This is a genomic window from Bradyrhizobium sp. 930_D9_N1_4 (assembly GCF_052076015.1).
Classification (GTDB): domain Bacteria; phylum Pseudomonadota; class Alphaproteobacteria; order Rhizobiales; family Xanthobacteraceae; genus Bradyrhizobium.
The window spans coordinates 5,226,153-5,245,469 of the sequence record NZ_CP197236.1; the positions used below are offsets into that span (position 1 = coordinate 5,226,153).

The following is a 19,317-nucleotide window of genomic DNA, read 5'->3' on the forward strand; positions in this document are numbered from 1 at the left end:
CGCAACGGATGCCAACCCGGAAAGACCAGCCATGACCGCCCATTACGACGACCGCGAGACGCGCGACCAGACCGCACGCGAGGCCGAGATGTTCGCCCGCCTGCCGGAGGTGCTGCGCAGCGCGATGGCAGCGCCCGCCTATGCGGAGCGGCTGAAAGGTGTCAATCCGGCCGCGGTGACCTCCCGGGCGGCACTGGCAGCCCTCCCCGTGCTGCGCAAGTCGGAACTGCCTGCCCTGCACAAGATCTCGGCGCCGTTCGGCGGCTTCGTGGCAGCGGCTCCCGGATCGTTCGCCCGCCTGTTCACCTCCCCGGGTCCGATCTTCGAACCGGAGGGGCGGCAGGCCGATCCCTGGCGCGGGGCGCGGGCGCTGTTCGCGGCCGGGTTCCGGCCCGATGATATCGTGCTCAACACCTTCAGCTACCACCTCACCCCCGGCGGCTTCATCTTCGACGCCTCGGCGCGCGCGCTCGGCTGCGCCGTGATCCCGGCCGGGCCCGGCAATACCGAGCAGCAATTCGAGCTGATCGAAGCCTACCGGCCGGTCGGCTACAGCGGCACGCCGGACTTCCTGAAGATCCTGCTCGATGCGGCGGCAAGCGCCGGCCGCGACGTCTCCTCGATCAAGCGCGCGCTGGTTTCAGGCGCCGCCTTCCCGCCCTCGCTCCAGGCCGAGATCAAGGCGCGCGGCGTCGACGCCTACCAGGCCTTCGGCACCGCCGATCTCGGCCTCATCGCCTTCGAGACCGCAGCGCGCGACGGCATGGTCGTGAACGAGGATCTGATCCTGGAGATCGTCAAGCCCGGCACCGGCGATCCCGTCGCGCCGGGCGATGTCGGCGAGATCGTGGTGACCTCGCTCGATCCGCATCATCCGTGGATCCGTCTTGCCCTCGGCGACCTCACAGCAGTGCTGCCGGGCCCGAGCAAATGCGGCCGCACCAACATGCGCATCAAGGGCTGGATGGGCCGCGCCGACCAGACCACCAAGGTCAAAGGCATGTTCGTCCGCCCCGAGCAGGTCGCCGAGATCGCCAAGCGCCATGCCGCGCTGGGACGGCTGCGCCTCGTCGTCACGCGCCAGGGCGAGAGTGATGCGATGACGCTGAAGGCGGAAACAGCAGGTGCGAGCGATGCGCTGCGGGAGGAGATCGCCGGCACCTTGCGCGCGGTGACGAAACTCGGCGGCAATGTCGAACTGGTGGGCCCCGGCGCGCTGCCGAACGACGGCAAGGTGATCGCGGACGAGCGATGAAGATCGAGGCGGCTATTTCGTGCCGATCGCCGCCCACGACATCTGGTTGACCCATTCGGTCCGCACGTTCTTCAACCCGGCCTCTTCCATCAGGCTCTGGACCGTCTCGCGCGGCCAGTAATGCGCGATGCGGGGCAGCATCTGGTCGAACACGATCGAGCGGATGTGCCGGAACGAGAATGTCCGCAACAGGTCGAAATAGGCGAGACGCCCGATGCCGAGACGGAGCAGCAGCCAAAGCACCGCGGTCGGATACAGCGAGAGATGGTGCACGAGACCGATCGGCAGGCGCGAGAACAGCGCCTTGCGCAGCGGATCGGCGAAGCGGACGATCCATTCGTTGTTCTCGTAGCCGTAGACCCAGATCAGCACGCGCCCGCCGGGCTTCGTCGCCTTCACCATCTGCCGCAGCGCAAGCTCTGGGCTCTCGAGGTGGTGGATGACACCGATCGAGTATGCGATGTCGAAGCGATCCTCGAAGCCGATGTCGAACGCGCTCTGCTTGAGCACGGTCGCATTGGGAAACGGCGCTAGATTGTGGCGCGCGACCGCGAGCGAGCCGTCATCGACGTCGATCGCGGTGGCTTCGCGCGCGCCGTACTTCAACGGCCACAGCGAATTGCGCCCGGTGCCGCAGCCGACATCGAGCGTGCTCGCGCCCTTCCAGTCGTCCGGCCCAAGGAACGGCGTCCATTTGCGGAACTGCGTCTCGTAATCGGCGCGGATCTCGTTGTAATGGCTCCATTCGTAGCCGAAGCGCTCGGACGAGCCGGTCGGCTTGCTCATGCCGGTGCTGTTCTCGCTCATCAGAATCTTCCGGTTGGGGCGACGTGCGCCTTCAGCCGCGCCAAGCTGTCGCGGATTGCGGGCGGCAATGCCCTGACGACACGCTTGCGCAGGCGGAACCAGGACGGCGACAGATCGGCAATCGCGACACCTTCGGGTACGCGCGTGGCGCGGATCGCCGGATCGAGCGCGGCCTGATGCTCGCGGCGGACATAGAGCACAATGTTGTAGCGATACCAGAACGAGATGCGGTGATCGCTCATGACCTGCGGCCGCACGAAATCGTAGGCGTCGAAGCCATGCCGCGCCAGCCGCTCGCGCCAGAAATCGAGCGGCTGCTCATTGACGTGGTATTCGCCGCCCTGCCCCGGCACCGCCGCGGAGAACAGCAGATATTTGCCTGCGTGCGTCACGAGGTTCTGCACGAACTGATCGGCGAATTGCGCCTCGATGTGCTCCGCGACCTCGAGCGACTGCACGAGATCGAAGCGGCGGGACAGATCGAGCGGCCGCGACAGGTCCGCCGGCGTGAACAGCTCGCGCGGAATCTCCAGATCGTCCTGATTGACGTAGTCGCCGTCGACGCCCCTGATATCGGCGATACCGGACCCTTGCCAGACACTCAGCCAGCCGCCGCCGGCGCAACCGATGTCGGCCACGCTCGCAACCGGCAAGGCGCGCAGCAGCAGCGGAATGATCTTCGAGGCGGCGTAGTGCGACGACACGGACGCGTAGTCCATGAACTTCTCGTCGTACTGGCGCTGCGTCGCTTTCTCCGTCATGCGCGGACCACCTTCAGATAGGCCACGTCGTGCATCGGCCCGTTCAACACCCGCGTCCGCGCGACGCCGGCCGCACGCGACACGGTCGCGACGAGATCCTCGAGCTTGCGCGGAAACCGGCCGCGATCCATGCGGAAGAACATCTCCTTGGCGCGGTCGCGCGGATTGACCGGCAGGATGGCATCGATGATGTGAAACGCACCGCCCGGCCTGACAACGCGCAGCGCCTCCAATGCCATCGCCTGGAGCTGCTCACCGTCGAGATGATGCGTGGTCGCGACCGAGATGACCTGATCGAACGAGGCATCCGGGAACGAGAGTTTCGTCGCGTCCATCGCAATGAACTCACCATTGGCGCGAATCCGTTTTGCGGAGGCGACGTAATCGGGATTGATGTCGATGCCGGTATAATGTCCGGGAATGAGTTTTCGCGTCGCGCCGGTGCCGCAGCCGAGATCGAGCACCCTGGTCTCTGCGCTCAGCGGCACTTCCTCGACGAGCAACTGCGTGTAGCGGCGCACGGTCGGCTGGCCGATGAACTGGTTGAGATCGTAGACGGCGGGCAACTCCAGAACCCGCTCCAGCGCTTTCCGCAACATCCGGTCCTATCCCGTGGCTACAGGGCGGCGAAAGGCCTGAAGGCCGAGCCAGACCCACAGGGCGATGGCATGGTTCGAACGCCTGTTGCGGTGTTGTTGCCACAAATCGGCGACCTCGGCGAGGTCAATGCCAGCGATTTTCTCCAGCGGAATGCGCTGCGGAATCTCCCGGAGCCACGCGGCGAGCGGGATACCGAACCCCTTCTTGGGCCGGGACACCAGATCGGCCGGCACCTTTCGCGCCAGCACCTTCTTCAACAGGTATTTTCCGACGCCATTGCGATATTTGAACGCGGTCGGCAGCCGTGCGGAAAACTCCACGAGATCGTTGTCGAGGAAGATGGCGCGGGTCTCCAGCGAATTCATCATCGCGGCCCGGTCGACCTTGGTCAAAATGCCGTCCTGGAGATAGAACTGGGTGTAGAATTCCAGCGTCTTCTCGACGAGGCCGAGCCCGGGAGACCCATTCCACAACGACAGCGCCTCCTCGTAGAGTTCCTCGGTATGGACGGGCTCACCGAACAGCCGCCCGATCTCGGGCGGCGCGAGTGGGCCGAGCCAGGTGGGGTTCCACAATTCGGGGCCGTAAGACAGCCCCGTCAGCGTCCGCTTGATCTTGAAGTCCAGGCTCATGTTCCGCGTCGACACCGGCAGCTTTCCGGCCACGCTGCGGATGATGCCGTGAAGCATGTTGGGCACGCTGCCCTTGTAGATGGACGCGGCGCGCAACGCATGGAACGGATCGTAGCCGGCGAACAGCTCGTCGGCGCCGTCGCCCGAGAGCGCTACGGTCACCTTCCGCCGCGCGAACTCGCACAACAAATAGGTGGGCAGCAGCGAGGAATCGCCGAGCGGCTCGCCGACCCTGTCGAGCAGCGCCGGAATGACGTCGCGCGCCTGTTCGAGGTCGATTTTCTGCTCGTGGTGCAGGGACTCGAAGATGCCCGCCACCCGGCTCGCATGCGCGGACTCGTCGAACGAGCGCTCGTTGAAGCCGATCGTGAACGTCTCGAGTCGGCCCCTGCCGACGATGTCGGTCGCAGCCGCCAGCACCGCGCTGGAATCGATGCCACCGCTCAGGAAGACCCCGAGCGGCACGTCGCTGATCAGGCGCCGGCGCACCGCCTGCGTCACGAGATGATCGAGCTCGTCGACGAGATCGTCCTCCTTGCGCGATGACATCGCCTCGTCAGGCTGAAGCGAAAATTGCCAGTAGCGCTGCGTGGTAACGTTGCCCGAACGGAGGTCGAAACGCAGCCAGGAGCCGCCCGGCAGTTTCGCCGCATTGCGATAGGGCGTGCGCGGCGCCGGGAAGAAGCCGTAGGCGAACAGCTTTTGCAGGGAGCGGACGTCGAGCGAGGCGTCGAAGCCGGGATGACTTGCCAGCGAACGCAACTCGCTCGAGAACGCGAAGAAGTCCGGCCCCTTCGCATAGAACAGCGGCTTCTCGCCAAACCGATCGCGCGCCAGGAACAACTGGGCCTTCTCGCTGTCCCAGATCGCAAAGGCGAACATGCCATTCAGCCGCCGCGGCAGGTCGTGGCCCCACTCCTCGTATCCGTGCACGAGGACCTCGGTGTCGGAATGGTCCGAAGCAAAACGGTGGCCACACCGTGTCAGCTCGGCGCGGAGCTCGACGTGGTTGTAGATCTCGCCGTTGAAGACGACCGCGATCGTTCCGGTCTCGTTCCACATCGGCTGCGCGCCGCCGCCGATATCGAGAATGGCAAGCCGCCGATGCCCGAGGAAGACGCGATGCGTCTCGTCGGTGTGGTAGCCGAACCCGTCGGGCCCGCGATGCGCAAGCGCATCCGTCATCGCACGGATGTCGCCGATATCCCCTGCACCGCAGAATCCGGCTATCCCGCACATCTCGTCAGATATCCCGTTTGCCGGTGCTCGTGGCCGCCTCGCCCTGGAAATTGATCAGCTCGCGCACGAGATAGGCGCGGGCGCCCTGCGATTCGTAATAGGTGCGCACCAGCATCTCGGCGACGAGGCCGAGCAGGATGCTGATGATGCCGACCAGGAACAGCAGCGCCGCCAGCAGCGGCAGCGGCGTCTGGATCAGCGAGATATGGGCGGCGAAGCGCAGCAGGATCGCCAGCGCGATGGTCGCGAAGGATGCGATGATCGAGATCAGCCCGAAGCCGCCGAACAGGTAGATCGGCTTGGCGAAATAGCGCCGCAGGAACATCACCACCAGAAGATCGAGCACGACCTTGAAGATGCGCTCCAGCCCGTAATTCGACGCACCGAACTGCCGCGCGTGGTGGGCGACGGGAAGCTCGGTGATGCGCGCGCCCTGCCACTCCGCATAGATCGGAATGAAGCGGTGCATCTCGCCGTAGAGACGAACGCCGCTCACCATGCTGCGGCGGTAGACCTTCAGCGTGCAGCCGTAATCATGCAGATTCACGCCGGAGACGCGCGAGATGATGCGGTTGGCGACCCGGCTGACCCAGTTGCGCTTAAGTTCGGAATCCTTGCGCTCCTTGCGCCAGCCGGAGACGACGTCAAAACCTTCGTCAAGCTTGGCCAGCAGCCGCGGAATGTCGGTTGGATCGTTCTGGAGATCAGCATCGATCATCACCACGATATCGTTCGAGGCATGGTCGATGCCCGCCATCAGCGCGGCGGTCTGGCCGTAATTCCTGCGGAAATCGACGATTTTGACCTCGGGATGCGCCTGCGACAGGGAGCGCAGCAACGGCAGCGAGCCATCATGGCTGCCGTCATTGACGAGCACGATCTCGAACTTGTTAGGCAGCCCGCGCAGCACGGCCATCAGCTTCTCCACCAGGATGGGGAGCGACTGCTCTTCGTTGTAGACGGGCACGATGACGGAAAGGCCCGGGGGAGTTTGATCAGTCATAGCCTATCGCGCCCAACCTGTTCCTGATCCCGCGGCGAGACGGCGCGGTAGCAGCGATGGCATCAGCCCTTGGAGAAATACTCGTCAAGGCCCTTGCCTCCGATATACGCGCGTCTGAGCATCAAATAATACCACGGAGTCTCGGTCTTGGAGAACGATCCCTCGTTCGGTGAATAGTGCTGATCGAGCACTTTCTCGAAGACCCGGGCCTGGACGACGATGGCGGCCGTCGGAGTCCACGGCCCCTTCCACTTCATGTAGCCAAGAACGATCATCAGGCAGGACACCGCCACCATCGCCTCGCGCGTCGCGGTCGGCCGTTTCGATAGAACCCAGGGCCACGCCGCATAGATCAAGCCGGCAAAGACAGGCAGCTGGAACAATCCGATGTAGCGCGGAAAGAGTTCCGACCAGAGATAGATCACGCGAAAGACCTGATCGTTCCGCGAAACGAAGAAGCAGATGACCACGACCGCAACCCATCCGAGCAGGATGACGATGGTGTCAGCCACGGGAAGGGACAGACGGTCGAACCACCGCGCCCTGAAGCGATCGACAACCGACCAGACCGAGGCGGCCGCGGCGCGCAGCTTCGGAACGGCAAAGACCAGGATCGCAAGCCCGATCGGCACGGCTATGGCGATGGCTATCGCCACCACAGAGAATCCCATGATCGCCAGCATGCGCTCGCGCATCGCGGTGAGGACGACCGTGAGCACGATCGGGACCAGGCAGGCCGGGCGCAACAGCTCCCTGGGGCGCGCCGCGAGATCGCAGGCGATCATGACGCCGAGCAGGATCGGCGCTTCACTCTGGTGCACGAAGCTTATGGCGATCGGCGCCCAGTAAGCCGCACCGCCACGTCCGGACCAGCGCAGCGCAAACGCGGCGAAGGCAATCATGGCGCAAAGGCAGCGGGGGAACACCGAGAAAGGCGAGAACGCCCCTGTCGGGTTTATCCAGGTGTAGAGACTGAGCCAGAATGTGCGATGCAGGGTGACGAGCGGCGCCGGCGGCGTCGGCGTCTGCTGGTACAGCGACCACGAGATGCTGGGCGGTGGCACGGTCATGTAATACAGCGCCGCAAGTGCGATCGCACCGAACAACGGCAGCACCAGTGGGCCCCTGCCCGCCCAGAACACGATGAGCAGACACAGGCAGCCGAGAGCCGCGCCCGAGAGCGCCATGCCCCAGCGCAGCGCGTTGAACAGAAACTCGGGAAAATCCCTCGAGGGATCGGTCATGCCGAGCGACTGCTGCACCTTCCCGGCGTAGTACATCGAGAGCGACGTGAACGGATAATTGTTGCAATAGGCGGCGCGCATCTTCGCGCGATAGATGTAGTGATCGTTCGCAGAGGCCGCGATGAGATGCTCGACGAGCTTGTCCTGCTGGTCATGCGAGGCCTGCCCGGCCTGCTCGACCCCGCATAGATAAAGATACAGCAGATCCTTGTCGAAGCGGATGTTGTTCTCGGCGATGCGTCCGTTGATCCCGGTCCAGACAACCAGGGACAACAACACTGCGATCAGCGAAGCGAGCGTGAAGCGCCGCGTGGAAGCCACTGCATCTGCCGTCATGGTCCGCGCCGCTGTCCCTCTCGCCCTGGTTGCGGGCGGGACAATATCGACGCTACCCCGCACATTCAACTGACATTCTTTCGCGTGCAAAGACCGTCAGGAACCGGCACGGAACGCGCCGGTTTCCCGGCGGCTGCGGCGCATCGTCACGCATCGAAGCCCGATCGCCCCAGCTACCGGCGGCTCAACGGGGCGTATCCTACCGCAGGCTCAGGGCACGCTCGCGCGCGGCCGTCCAGACCTCGACCGGCAGATTCGGATTGAGTGGACTGGTGTTGGGACGGTAGACCTCCTCGATCGCCTGCGTCGCAAGATGATCGATTGCACGCAAAGCGAGGCCTGCTTGAGCGGCCCAGGCCAGCCAGAGGCAGAACAGCGGAACCGCCGGCATCGCCGCAAATCGCCTCGACAGCTCGCTTGCCGTCATGACCAGAGCAAAGCCATAGGCTAGCGCGGGAAGCGCCAGATGCCGGTCGCGTGCATAGGCGTAGGAGAAGACAGTTCCGCCGATCGCGACGACAGCGAGGATGACGAAGACAACACCGTGCTTGCGATAGGCCGCCATAGTTCCAGCGACGATGACGACCGTAGACGCCGTCTCGATGACGACTTCGCGGTTGATGCCGCCAACGATCTGCCCCCACGCGGTCGCCCGGAACAGAATGGCGGCCACCTGCGCCAGCACGTCATAGGCATAGAGCTGGTAGATCGCGCTCCCGGGAAACATCTGGCGCCTCTCGGCGCCCGTCAAAAATCTGAAGAAATAGCCGCCGTCCTCGTCGAAAGCCGAAAGCCCCATCGAGGGTCCGAGCACGAGCGCGCGCATCGCGAAATAGGAGGCGATGACGGCGGCAAATGCCAGCGTTGCCTTTCCCGGCAACGACCGGGCGAAATAGAGGAGAAAGGCGGTCAACGCCAATCCGTTCTCCTTCGACAGGAGAGCAACCGCGAAGGCGAGCGTGCAGACCACGAGTTTCCGCCCCTCCGTCAGATTCGACGTGATCGCAATGAGGCCGACGACGAAGCAGACGAGAACGATCACGTGCGGAAGCTCACTGAGCCACGTGATCGAGCCCGTTATGAAAGGCGAACCGATCAGAAAGACCGGCAGCAGGAAAACCGCTTCCCGGCGGAGCCCGAGCTGCCGTATCAGGCGCGACGAAAGCCAGAGCAGGACCAGGATGATCGCGAACTGCGTGTAGCGGTACAAGCGAGGATCGAGACCGAAAAACGTGTACTGGATCTTGAGGAGGATTTCGGCCACCGGCCGATAGAAACTGCTCTTGACCATCCACGCCGGTGAAAGCAACAGGCTGGAAAAGCTGTCGCCGCGCAGCTTGTTCAGCCAGATCAGATCGTCGACCGTCTCGAATGGCTGACGCAGCATGATCGCGAAGAGCAGCGCCAGCAGCATCACGGTGCCGGCGCCCATCGCAAATTCGAGCCAGGACGTCAGCGGCCACCGCTTGCGATCCGTCACGTCGAGACCAGGCGCCATTCCATCCCCCAAGGCACCTCGATCAGCAGCGCGGCTGCGACGAAACGTTCATGCCACACGTCCCCGATGACGCCGCCTGCGACGACGCGTTAATTTCCCGCCGATTTGGACAGGCGATAGGGTCCAAGATAAAGGACGTCCAGCCCCGAGCAGAAATAGGTGTGCAGCGCTTCCAGCGGCGCGTTCACGGTCGGCTGCTCGTTGATGTTGAGGCTGGTGTTGATCAGGACCGGCAGCGAGGTTGCCTTCGCGAACTCACCGATCAACCGGCTGTAGAGCGGATTGCTGTCCGCATGGACGCTCTGGATGCGCGCGGTGTTGTCGACATGGACCACCGCCGGCATGGTTTCGGCGACCTTCTGGTTGACCGGAAACGTCACAACCATGAACGGCGCGTCGAACGTATCCTCGAAATATTCAGCCTGACGCTCATACAGCACCGAGGGGCAGAACGGACGGAACTCCTCGCGGTATTTGATCGTGAGGTTGATGCGGTCCTTCATGTTCGCATGCCGCGGGTCGGCCAGGATCGAGCGGTTGCCGAGCGCGCGCGGGCCATACTCCATCCGACCCTGGAACCAGCCTACGGTCTTCTGCTCCGCGAGATCAGTGACGCAGTGAGAGACGGGATCGTCGAGCAACTCGAACCGCGCACCGATCTTGTCCAGCGTCTCCCGGATCGTGTCGTTGGAGTATTCGGGTCCCCAGTACGCATGAGACAGGGGCGAGATCGCATGGCCTGCCTCGGCGCATTTCATCATCGCTGCGCCCAGTGCCACGCCCGCATCGTGCGGCACCGGCGGAACGTAGAGGCGCTTCACGGACGGCTCTGCGGCGATCTCCATGTTCATCTTGCAGTTCAGCCCGACGCCGCCGGCGATGCAGACGTCGCCGCAGCCCGTCTCGGCGATCGCGGAGCGGATCACCTCGGTGGTGACGATCTCGAGCTGCTTCTGGCCGCTCGCGGCGATGTTCGTCATCCGGTGGTCGAGCGGCGCGCCGCGCAGCCGCCGCGGTCCCAGAATCTCCTCCATCTTCTCGGTGAAGATGCGCTCCTGCCGCGTCGAGAAATCGCTGGTGAAAATCTCGGCGTCGCGCCTGCGCTTGTCGAGCCCGGGATCGAGCTCGTAGCTGATGCCGTTGGGACGCAACAGCTTGGCGAACTTGTCGAGATATTCGGGACTGCCATAGGAGGACAGGCCCATGACCTTGTACTCGTCATTGGTCATCTGATAGCCGAGATACTGGGTCAGCATCCCGTAATAGAGACCGAGACTGTTGTTGCGGCCGAAGCGCGTCAGGACGCGGAAGTCGTTGCCGCGCGCATGCGCGACGAGGCCGGAGCTGGAATCGCCGGAGAAGTCGAAGCAGGCGACCGTTGCCTCGGAAAAACCGGAACCGTAGAACGAACTCGCGGCGTGGCAGAGGTGATGGTCGTAGAGCTCGATCTTCGGACTGTGGCCGAACTGGTACTTGAAGTATTCCGTCAGGCGCTGCGTATAGTTCGTGTAGGTCTTCAGCGGTGAGCAGATCCAGTCGACGTCACGCATGGTGATGCCGGCCTGCTTCAGGCAGAACCCGATCGCCCCGCGCGGCAGCTCGCCGCGCGCATGCTTGGCCAGCGTGAATCGCTCCTCTTCGGCAGCCGCGATCAACTCGCCGTCGCGCAACAGCACCGCCGCGCCATCGTGATGGCCGTGCTTGATCCCCGAACTGATTCCGATGACGTACATGTCGTGTCGACCCTTTTGGAGCCTTCTATAGGAACTGAGGGCAATGTAAATCGCGCGCGGCCGGCGCGATCGCGGGCGGAGACAGGCCCAATTCCCGGAGCGAAACGGCCCGAATCCGACGGCATCTTGCGGGGGTGTCCCGCCTTGCTTCCGGGCAGGCCGCGATGTTATGCCCTGCCCATGGCAAAACCGGCCGGACGGCTCCCCGTGAGTATCAAGGGCACCAAATACTCCCGGCTTCGGGCCGGTCAACTGGCGTTGATTCCATGAGCGCCCCGTCTGGCACGCCGAGCTTTGCCGCAGTGGTTCCGCTGCGCGGCGGCTCGAAATCCATCCCCGGCAAGAACATCAAACCGTTTTGCGGCCAGCCGCTCTGCGCCTGGACGCTGCGGGCCCTGCTCGACTGCGGCATGGTCTCGCGCGTCTTCGTATCGACCGACAGCGAGGAGATCGCTGCCGTGGCAAGGTCGATCGATTCCCGGATCCTGATCCATCCCCGCCCCACCCATCTGGCGGCCGACAACTCGACCACCGAAGAGGCGATCTACGACCTGATCGACAGCTCCGACATCACGGAACGATATCTCGTCACCGCGCAGGCGACGAGCCCGCAGACGACACGCGGCGACGTTGCCGACGCCATCTCTCATTTCGTGGCGAACGGGGCGGATTCGCTCGTCACCTGCGTCAGGACCAAGCGGTTCTTCTGGAATGACGACGCCACGCCGATCAACTATGATCCGGCCAAGCGCCCGTTGCGCCAGCAATGGAACGGCACGCTGATGGAGAACGGCGCGTTCTACATTTCGACCGTGGAGCGGCTGCGTGAGCGTAGCGCGCGCCTTCATGGCAAGATCGCCGTCCACGAGATGGACGAGAGCACCAGCATCGAGCTCGACGAGCTCTCCGATTGGGAGGCTCTCGAAGCCACGTTCCGCAGGACCATCGCAGGATGATCATCGACAGAGACCTTCAGAGCTATCTGGTGCACGAGGACGCCTCCATCCAGGAGGCGGCGAGCAAGGTCGCGGCAAACCGGCGCGAGATCGTGTTCTGCGTCGACGGCAGCGGCCGGCTGCTCGGCAGCCTCTCGAACGGAGACATCATCCGCTGGATCGGTGCAGGTGCCGCGTCCGGCGTGCAGGCCGCGGTCGGTGACCTCTGCAACCGCCGCGTCCGCAGCGCCGTCGCCGGCGATCGCGAGACCGCCAACCGGCTGCTGCGCGACGTGCTCTACGTGCCGCTGGTCGACGCCGAGCGCCACGTCGTCGGCGTTGCCCGCCAGCGCCATCCCGGCGAAGGGATCAGGATCGGCGGCCGCACCGTCGCGGAGGAGAATCCGACCTTCCTGATCGCGGAGATCGGCAACAACCACAATGGCAGCCTGGAAGCCGCCTTCGCCCTGATCAAGGCAGCGGCGGAGGCCGGCGCCGACGCGGCCAAATTCCAGATGCGCGACATGACCGGCCTCTACGGCAAGCGGGCGAAGGGACAGAGCGAGGACCTCGGCACCGAATACGTGCTCGACCTGCTCGACCGCTTTCAGCTCAGCGACGAGGACCTTTATCGCTGCTTCGACTACTCGGCCTCGCTCGGAATGGAGCCGCTCTGCACCGCCTTCGACATCAACAGCGCTGACAAATGCCGCGCCTACGGACTGAAGGCGATCAAGACCGCGTCTGCCGACCTCACCAATCACGAGTTGCTCCAGCACATCGTCGACCAGCGAATCCCGATCATCTGCTCGACCGGCATGTCGACCGAGGACGAGATCCGCGAGACGGTGAAGCTGCTCCAGACGTCGGGGGCGGAGTACGTCATGCTCCACTGCAACTCGACCTATCCGGCGCCATTCCGCGACATCAACCTGAAATACATGGTGCGGCTCCAGGAGCTCTGCGAGAGCGTGGTCGGATATTCCGGGCACGAGCGCGACGTCTTCGTGTCGGTCGCGGCGGTGGCGATGGGCGGGCGCCTGATCGAGAAGCACTTTACGCTGGCGCGCGACCAGGAGGGCAACGACCACAAGGTCAGCCTGCTGCCGGATGAGTTCAAGCGTATGGTCGAGGGCGTGCGCCAGGTCGAGGACTCCCTCGGCAGCGCCCTGCCCCGCATCCTCAGCCAGGGCGAGAAGGCCAACCGCATCAGCCTCGGCAAGTCGATCTTCGCCGTCGACGCGATCGCGGCCGGCGCGACGATCACGCGAGAGATGGTCGAGATCCGCAGCCCGGGCCAGGGACTGTCACCGAACCGCATCGACGAGGTGATCGGACGCAAGGCGCCGCGCGCGATCCCGGCCCAGACGCCACTCTATCCATCCGACATCTCGGAGTTCGGCGAGCTCTCGGCCGGCGGGCAGATCAATTTCAAGCGCCCCTGGGGCGTGCCGGTGCGCCATCGCGACGCGGACAAGCTGATCGCGGCGATCAATCCGGACTTCGTCGAGTTTCACCTGAGCTATCGCGACCTCGGCATCAACGATGCCGACTTCCTCGCCGACAGCTATTCCTGCGGCCTGGTCGTGCACGCGCCGGAGCTGTTCGAGAACGACCACGTGCTCGATCTGACGATCCCGGACGACGACTATCGCACGCGCTCGATCGCGGAGATGAAGCGCGTCATCGCCAAGACCAAGGCGCTGGCACAACGCTTCCGCAATGACGGCCCGGTCGGCATCATCTGCAACGTCGGCGGCTTCTCGTCGACGCGCTTCCTGACCGCGGAGGAACGTGCGGTTCGCGAAGCCCATCTGCGTGCCAGCGTCCGCGAACTCGCCGATCCCGCAGTCGAGCTGTGGCCGCAGACCATGCCGCCGTATCCCTGGCATTTCGGCGGCCAGCGCTATCACAATCTGTTCGTGTCCAGCGACGACATCGTGCGCAGCTGCCGCGAGCTCGGGTTGCGCATCTGCTTCGACACCTCGCATTCCCAGCTCGCCTGCACCGAAAACAGCTGGTCGTTCGACGAGTTCATGGAGGCGATCGGCTCGCTCGTCGCCCATGTTCACATGGGCGATGCCCGCGGCGTCGACGGCGAAGGCCTCCAGATCGGCGAAGGCGAGATCGATTTCGGCAACGTGTTCCGGGTGCTGAACCGGCAGGCGCCACAGGCCTCGTTCATCCCGGAAATCTGGCAGGGCCACGAGAACGACGGCGAAGGATTTCGTATCGCGCTCCAGCGGCTCGCGACTTTCGAGAGCCGCTGAAAATTCGCGACACATTCATGCCCGGCCGTCAGGTCCTGGATCAACTTGCACCCGGCACTGGAACGACTTAATGCTGGGTAGGGCTGAGGGCGCGTACGGGAAGTTCGATGGATAATCTGACGCCAACTACCGCACCGGACGCAGCGGGCGTCCTGGGGTATGTCGGATCGCTGATCCGACCCTGGCGTTGGCTGATCGGCATCGCCTGCCTGCTCGCGTTCGGCCTGACGCTGGGATTTTTCAGGTCCGGCGACGTGCCGGCATGGACCGGAAAGACGATCGTCAGGATCGGCCTGGTCCCCGGGGCCGAATATCTGCTTCAGGACAACGGCGCCCCGCTCGCACCGATCGAGTCGGCGCGTAATTTGGTTGCCCGCGTGTCGGATCCGATCTTCGTGACCAAGGTCATGGCGGGCGCGAAGTTCGAGCCGGCGACCGCGGCCTTGTCGAGAAAGCTCGCCGCATCAAGCCTGAGGGCGGTGGCGCTGGAAGGCGACCGCAACGTCTCGGTGGAGGTTTCGGCTGGCTCGAGCGCGGACGTCGAAGCGGTCTTCCGGTCACTCGCCGACGAGATCACCAGCATACATGACGCGATCGGCCAGAAGCGTCTCGATGCGCTGCGCGCCAATCTGGCGGACATGCAGCGCAGGGTGGACTTCATCGAGAAATCCATCGTCGAGCTCGGCCCGCGCATGCTGAGCGTGACGCGCGAAGGACGCGATCAGTCCGGCCCGTCGGTTCTCGTGCCGAATCTGGCGGGGGCAGCCGAGTTCTGGAACAAGCTGAGAGACCGCGTTCAGCGTAACACCAACCTGCTCGAACTCACCGAGAAGACGGTCATCTACATCGAGCCGGACAGCTATCCGCGAACGGAACGCTCGATCGGACCGGAGCGAGCCGCAATTCTGGCAGGCCTGGCCATGCTGATCGCCATGGTCGTCCTCGTCATAGTCACGGCCCCGGCGCGGCGATATCCAAATTAGATATAATCTCCGAACTAAGTACGAACGAATCATAGATAGTTACGTAGTTTTCTTTACCTTTCACGCCGGGGGAAGGGCCTTTGACCGCGGTATTGACCGATCAGATTGGAGTGATCGCCTGCGGGCTCGCCTTCCTGCTCTGCTGTCTATACCTGTCCGCGTACCGACCGATCATCTTCATCTCGTTCATCTTCATCATCTTCACACTGGTCTGGCGCACATGCTCGATGATGTTCATCGATCTCGCCGGGCCGGTCTATTCATCCCAGACTTTTCTCTATGTCGGCCCGGGAACGGTCACGTGCGTGCACGTGCTGGCCTATTTCGTCACGCTGTTGCCGTTCTTCCTGCTGTTGCGTCCATCCACCGTTCTGGGCTGGATGGGGGAAGCCGATCAACGTCCCGCCGCACCCGGCGTGCTGACGCTTTCGGACCTGACCTTCATCGTCTCGGTCCTCTTCCTGGCATGGCTCTTCGTCGACCTGATCCGCCACGGCACGATTCCGCTGCTCTCGCACATGGAGCGCTTCGTCTATACCGCTGAGCATGCGGGCTCCGCGCATCGCTGGCTGATCTCGTACGGCAATTTCCTGACGTTCTGGTGGGGCGTGATGTTCGCGGCGGAGCGATTGCGCAACCGCCGGCTGGACATTCGCTATCTCGCGCTGCTGGTCGTGCTCGTGGTCTACATGTTCCTGACCGGCAACCGGTTCTCGGCCTTCTACAGCTTCGGCAGCTTCTTCCTGACGCCGATCGCGGCGGTCATCGCCGTCACCGCCGGGCCAGACACGAAGTCCGCCTTCGCCTATCTGCGGCGCTTCCTCGGGCGGCGGGAGCTCATTGGCCTCGGCGCCACCGCAGCGCTGCTGGTCGTCGCCGCCGTGTTCGGGATCTACAACAATCTCACCAATGTCCGGGGCTATCAGGGCTCCGAAATCAGGGCGCAGTTCATCGAACGCACGCTTGTGCAACCAGGCGAGCTCGGTTGGCTGTCGCATCAACGCGTGTTCGAGCTCGGACAGTGGGAGCCGTATCGCGTCTTCGATTTCCTGTTTCAGTTGCCGATTGCCCCGGACAAGAATACGACGCCGCAATACCTGATGCTGACGACGATCGGCGAGCCGCGGACGCACGAGCACATTTCGGTCGGCTTCCAGTTCGCCGGAGGATTTCCCGAGATATTCTTCGAGCTGTTCGGGCCCGTTCTTGCCTGGCCGTTCCTCGCCGCAACCGCCTTCCTCGCGGCCAGCCTGACGGCTCTCGTCGTCAAGGGAACGATCCAGGGCCGCTACGCCTCGACGTTCTTTGCCATGTACACGCTGTACGGATTCTACGTGATGTACATCGGCGGCATGCTGAATTTCGTCACCGTTTCCAGCTACTGGATCAAGATCACCGCACTTCTGCTCGCCCTGATGCTCGAGGCCCGTCTCGCCCGCTCCGGCTTGTCGCTGCTGCCTTGGGCGCTGTTTCCAATGAGAAAAATCCGGTTCTGGCCCCGGGTTCCCGCGACTTTGAAACGGCTGTGACCGACGTCCCCGCGATCCTGACCGGGACCGAACAACCGCAGATAGAGACCGGACCTTCTACGCCTTGCAACGAGGGCTAAGTCTCGGTAAGAGACCGGAAAACGGGCCTACGGGTCGACAGGATGAGCATGACGGTAAATGGCGCCGGGACGGCCGCGGCGGACGCATCCCGCGGACGGAAATTGCGGGAGTTTGTCGGCCGGTTTCTGGTTCCGAGGTCGCCTGTCCTGCTCTCGCCGTGGCGGTATTTCATACTGCTGCCGCCGATTTTTGCACTGCGGTTCCATAGCCGCCGACTTTATTGGCGGTTGACCGGCCATGGTCTCAAGCAGCTCGTCAAGGGCGGCGGCGTCGAGAGCGGGTTCGTCGCCGAGCAGGTGCTGCCGTACAATCTCGGCAATATCAACATCATCAACCGCGGGCGGACCGAGCGTGTCATCGCCCTGCTCCGCTCTATTCGCGGCCTCAAGCTCCGCGCTTTGAACACGCTGGTCGTCGGCCCGCGCAACGAGGCCGAACTGATGCTGCTGTCGGATTACGGTTTCGACCCGGCCAAACTGACCGCGATCGACCTGTTCTCCTACGCCCCGACCGTGCGCCTGATGGACATGCACGATCTGAAGTTCGGCAACGACCAGTTCGACGCTTTCTACAGCGCATTCGTGATCACCTACAGCGACGACATTCCGAAGGCGGTCGCCGAGACGATCCGCGTCGCGAAGGATGGCGCACTGATCATCTTCGCCTACGAGCATCTCGCCAAGGGCGCGGGCAACCTCTTCGGCAAGAACAACCTTGCCAATGGTCCCGACGATTTGCTCGAAATCTTCGGCGACACTGCAGGTCACGTCTACTGGAAAGAGGACTTCGAGAGCGAAGGCCGCTTCACGTCATCGGTGATATTTCGCATCAACAAGCGCGGCAGCGCCGGCAAATAGCCGGCTGGGGGAGATCGGGACATGCAATCGCTTCGCAAGATCGCTTCGAGGGCGCGCGTTCAGACCCGCGTCGCGATGTTCGGCAACAATCATTCGCTCGGCGTCAATCTGCGTTACGCGGCCTACGCCAACAGCGCGAAGCGGAGCTGGAAGCCGTTCACGAAGGCGACCCCCGAGCAGCTCGCCACCGCCAACCGCTTCAAGCAGGATGGCTTCGCCGCACTGCCGCCGCCCTCCAAGATGACGCCCGAGCGGCTCCAGGAGATCAAGGCGACGGTGGATCGCAAGTTCGCCGAGCAGAACGACGGCTTCGTGGTCAATTACGGCATGAACCGCATGATCGACGGCCTCGAGCTCATTCCGGAGATCATCGATTTCATCGACGAGGATCTGGAGACCGCGGTCGAGAATTATTACGGCAGCCACTTCAAGATCTTTGCGGTCTCGTTCTACCGGACCAGGCCGACCCCGGACAAGGCGGACTCCAGCTTCCTGTGGCACCTCGACAATTGCCCGAGGCAGGAGATCAAGCTGATGGTCTATCTCGACGACGTGGTCGCCGAGACCGGCGCCCTCAGCGTCAAGGACAAGCCCTTCAGCGCCGGCCTGCGCAAGGAAGGTTTCTTCGACCGCCGCCGGATCAACCAGTTCGTCTCGCGGCTCGACGACAAGGATTCGACCAGACTGCTCGAAGGTCCCGTCGGCACGCGTCTGTTGTTCGAGAACGGCGGATGTATTCACAAGGCGACCTCGCCCAAGCGCGACCATCGCGACGTCGTGACCTTCGTCCTGATTCCCTCGGACATGCATTGGCGCCCGCACTTCGCGCGGAACCGCAATTTGCTGAGCACGAATGCGGGCATCTGCATTGATCCGTTCCGGGATCGGCCCGAGCATGTCGGATACCAGTTCTAGGGTCGAAGCGCCCTCGCTGCGGCGTCCGGCTGTCTTCTTCGATCGCGACGGCGTGCTCAACCACGATTCGGGCTACGCGTTCGAGTCGCACACGATCGAATGGATCGAGGGCGCCCAGGAAGCGGTCAAGGCGGTCAATGACGCGGGCTATTTCGCTTTCGTCATTACCAATCAATCCGGCGTCGCCCGCGGCTATTACGAGGAGCACCACGTCGTTGCGCTGCACCGCTGGATGGCGGAGCAATTGGCGCTGATCGGCGCGCATATCGACGCCTTCGAATACTGCCCCGATCACCCGGATGGCACCGTCGCGCGCTATTGCCGCAACAGCGACAGGCGCAAGCCGGCGCCCGGCATGATCACCGACCTCGCACAGCGTTTCCCGGTCGACATGACGCGCAGCATGGTGATCGGAGACCGGGACAGCGACATGGAGGCGGCGCGGGCCGCCGGCATCGCAGGCCACCTGTTCGAAGGCGGAAATCTGGAGACTTTCGTGAGGCAACGCCTCGCCCTGTCCGGGAACGCTTAAACGCGCACCGAAAAGCGCTGCATCCCCCGGCATTTGGCCGATGCGAACGCTGTTCTGTTGCACGCGAGCGCCAGTGTGCTATAGCGCCATCTCTTTGCGAATACTGG

At 63.6% G+C, this 19,317-nt stretch carries 16 protein-coding genes; 8 read left to right on the plus strand and 8 right to left on the minus strand.

Going from position 1 to position 19,317, the window contains the following annotated elements:
• Positions 1–31: 31 nt before the first annotated feature.
• Positions 32–1,255 (plus strand): phenylacetate--CoA ligase family protein, encoded by a 1,224-nt coding sequence (locus AB7532_RS24920; RefSeq protein WP_441237334.1) that lies wholly within the window; start codon positions 32–34, stop codon positions 1,253–1,255.
• 12 nt (positions 1,256–1,267) lie between these two features.
• Here AB7532_RS24920 and AB7532_RS24925 read toward each other — a convergent pair whose 3' ends face one another.
• The 8 genes from AB7532_RS24925 to AB7532_RS24960 all read right to left on the minus strand — a co-directional run bounded on the left by AB7532_RS24925 (position 1,268) and on the right by AB7532_RS24960 (position 11,108).
• Entirely contained in the window at positions 1,268–2,062 is a 795-nt protein-coding gene (locus AB7532_RS24925) for a class I SAM-dependent methyltransferase (protein ID WP_441237335.1), read from the minus strand.
• Complete coding sequence (locus AB7532_RS24930; protein WP_441237336.1) at positions 2,062–2,823, minus strand: methyltransferase domain-containing protein; 762 nt, start codon at positions 2,821–2,823, stop codon at positions 2,062–2,064. The genes AB7532_RS24925 and AB7532_RS24930 overlap by 1 nt, the downstream gene beginning before the upstream one ends.
• Positions 2,820–3,422: a class I SAM-dependent methyltransferase gene (locus tag AB7532_RS24935; RefSeq protein WP_441237337.1), complete on the minus strand. Its 603-nt coding sequence runs from the start codon at positions 3,420–3,422 to the stop codon at positions 2,820–2,822. Before AB7532_RS24935 ends, AB7532_RS24930 begins: the two co-directional genes overlap by 4 nt.
• A 6-nt stretch (positions 3,423–3,428) precedes the next feature.
• Entirely contained in the window at positions 3,429–5,294 is a 1,866-nt protein-coding gene (asnB, locus tag AB7532_RS24940) for an asparagine synthase (glutamine-hydrolyzing) (protein WP_441237338.1), read from the minus strand.
• Between the two features lie 4 nt (positions 5,295–5,298).
• On the minus strand, positions 5,299–6,297 hold the full coding sequence (locus tag AB7532_RS24945; protein ID WP_441237339.1) for a glycosyltransferase family 2 protein: 999 nt from the start codon (positions 6,295–6,297) through the stop codon (positions 5,299–5,301).
• Between the two features lie 62 nt (positions 6,298–6,359).
• On the minus strand, positions 6,360–7,877 hold the full coding sequence (locus AB7532_RS24950) for a hypothetical protein (RefSeq protein WP_441237340.1): 1,518 nt from the start codon (positions 7,875–7,877) through the stop codon (positions 6,360–6,362).
• A 199-nt stretch (positions 7,878–8,076) separates the two neighbouring features.
• Positions 8,077–9,375, minus strand: coding sequence for a hypothetical protein (locus AB7532_RS24955; protein WP_441237341.1), 1,299 nt, complete (start codon positions 9,373–9,375; stop codon positions 8,077–8,079).
• Between the two features lie 89 nt (positions 9,376–9,464).
• A complete protein-coding gene (locus AB7532_RS24960; RefSeq protein ID WP_441237342.1) occupies positions 9,465–11,108 on the minus strand; it encodes a carbamoyltransferase family protein in 1,644 nt (547 codons plus the stop codon).
• A gap of 266 nt (positions 11,109–11,374) precedes the next feature.
• Between AB7532_RS24960 and AB7532_RS24965 the strand changes: the two genes are divergently transcribed.
• The 7 genes from AB7532_RS24965 (at position 11,375) to AB7532_RS24995 (ending at position 19,210) form a co-directional block, all read left to right on the plus strand.
• Positions 11,375–12,064 carry an acylneuraminate cytidylyltransferase family protein gene (locus AB7532_RS24965; protein WP_441237343.1) on the plus strand — a complete coding sequence of 230 codons (690 nt, stop codon included), beginning with the start codon at positions 11,375–11,377 and terminating at the stop codon, positions 12,062–12,064.
• Positions 12,061–14,313, plus strand: a complete 2,253-nt coding sequence (locus AB7532_RS24970; protein ID WP_441237344.1) for an N-acetylneuraminate synthase family protein — start codon at positions 12,061–12,063, stop codon at positions 14,311–14,313. Before AB7532_RS24965 ends, AB7532_RS24970 begins: the two co-directional genes overlap by 4 nt.
• 107 nt (positions 14,314–14,420) lie before the next feature.
• Complete coding sequence (locus AB7532_RS24975) at positions 14,421–15,296, plus strand: hypothetical protein (protein WP_441237345.1); 876 nt, start codon at positions 14,421–14,423, stop codon at positions 15,294–15,296.
• An 80-nt stretch (positions 15,297–15,376) separates the two neighbouring features.
• Positions 15,377–16,825, plus strand: coding sequence for a DUF6418 domain-containing protein (locus AB7532_RS24980; protein WP_441237346.1), 1,449 nt, complete (start codon positions 15,377–15,379; stop codon positions 16,823–16,825).
• A gap of 308 nt (positions 16,826–17,133) precedes the next feature.
• Complete coding sequence (locus AB7532_RS24985) at positions 17,134–17,763, plus strand: class I SAM-dependent methyltransferase (RefSeq protein WP_441237347.1); 630 nt, start codon at positions 17,134–17,136, stop codon at positions 17,761–17,763.
• Between the two features lie 21 nt (positions 17,764–17,784).
• Positions 17,785–18,678: a hypothetical protein gene (locus AB7532_RS24990; RefSeq protein ID WP_441237348.1), complete on the plus strand. Its 894-nt coding sequence runs from the start codon at positions 17,785–17,787 to the stop codon at positions 18,676–18,678.
• Entirely contained in the window at positions 18,659–19,210 is a 552-nt protein-coding gene (locus tag AB7532_RS24995; protein ID WP_441237349.1) for an HAD family hydrolase, read from the plus strand. The genes AB7532_RS24990 and AB7532_RS24995 overlap by 20 nt, the downstream gene beginning before the upstream one ends.
• The last annotated feature ends 107 nt before the right edge of the window (positions 19,211–19,317 follow it).

Coding starts and splice junctions, on each gene's coding strand:
- AB7532_RS24920 (WP_441237334.1), top strand. CDS start 32: ATGACCGCCCATTACGACGACCGCGAGACGCGCGACCAGACCGCACGC.
- AB7532_RS24925 (WP_441237335.1), bottom strand. CDS start 2,062: ATGAGCGAGAACAGCACCGGCATGAGCAAGCCGACCGGCTCGTCCGAG.
- AB7532_RS24930 (WP_441237336.1), bottom strand. CDS start 2,823: ATGACGGAGAAAGCGACGCAGCGCCAGTACGACGAGAAGTTCATGGAC.
- AB7532_RS24935 (WP_441237337.1), bottom strand. CDS start 3,422: ATGTTGCGGAAAGCGCTGGAGCGGGTTCTGGAGTTGCCCGCCGTCTAC.
- asnB (WP_441237338.1), bottom strand. CDS start 5,294: ATGTGCGGGATAGCCGGATTCTGCGGTGCAGGGGATATCGGCGACATC.
- AB7532_RS24945 (WP_441237339.1), bottom strand. CDS start 6,297: ATGACTGATCAAACTCCCCCGGGCCTTTCCGTCATCGTGCCCGTCTAC.
- AB7532_RS24950 (WP_441237340.1), bottom strand. CDS start 7,877: ATGACGGCAGATGCAGTGGCTTCCACGCGGCGCTTCACGCTCGCTTCG.
- AB7532_RS24955 (WP_441237341.1), bottom strand. CDS start 9,375: ATGGCGCCTGGTCTCGACGTGACGGATCGCAAGCGGTGGCCGCTGACG.
- AB7532_RS24960 (WP_441237342.1), bottom strand. CDS start 11,108: ATGTACGTCATCGGAATCAGTTCGGGGATCAAGCACGGCCATCACGAT.
- AB7532_RS24965 (WP_441237343.1), top strand. CDS start 11,375: ATGAGCGCCCCGTCTGGCACGCCGAGCTTTGCCGCAGTGGTTCCGCTG.
- AB7532_RS24970 (WP_441237344.1), top strand. CDS start 12,061: ATGATCATCGACAGAGACCTTCAGAGCTATCTGGTGCACGAGGACGCC.
- AB7532_RS24975 (WP_441237345.1), top strand. CDS start 14,421: ATGGATAATCTGACGCCAACTACCGCACCGGACGCAGCGGGCGTCCTG.
- AB7532_RS24990 (WP_441237348.1), top strand. CDS start 17,785: ATGCAATCGCTTCGCAAGATCGCTTCGAGGGCGCGCGTTCAGACCCGC.
- AB7532_RS24995 (WP_441237349.1), top strand. CDS start 18,659: ATGTCGGATACCAGTTCTAGGGTCGAAGCGCCCTCGCTGCGGCGTCCG.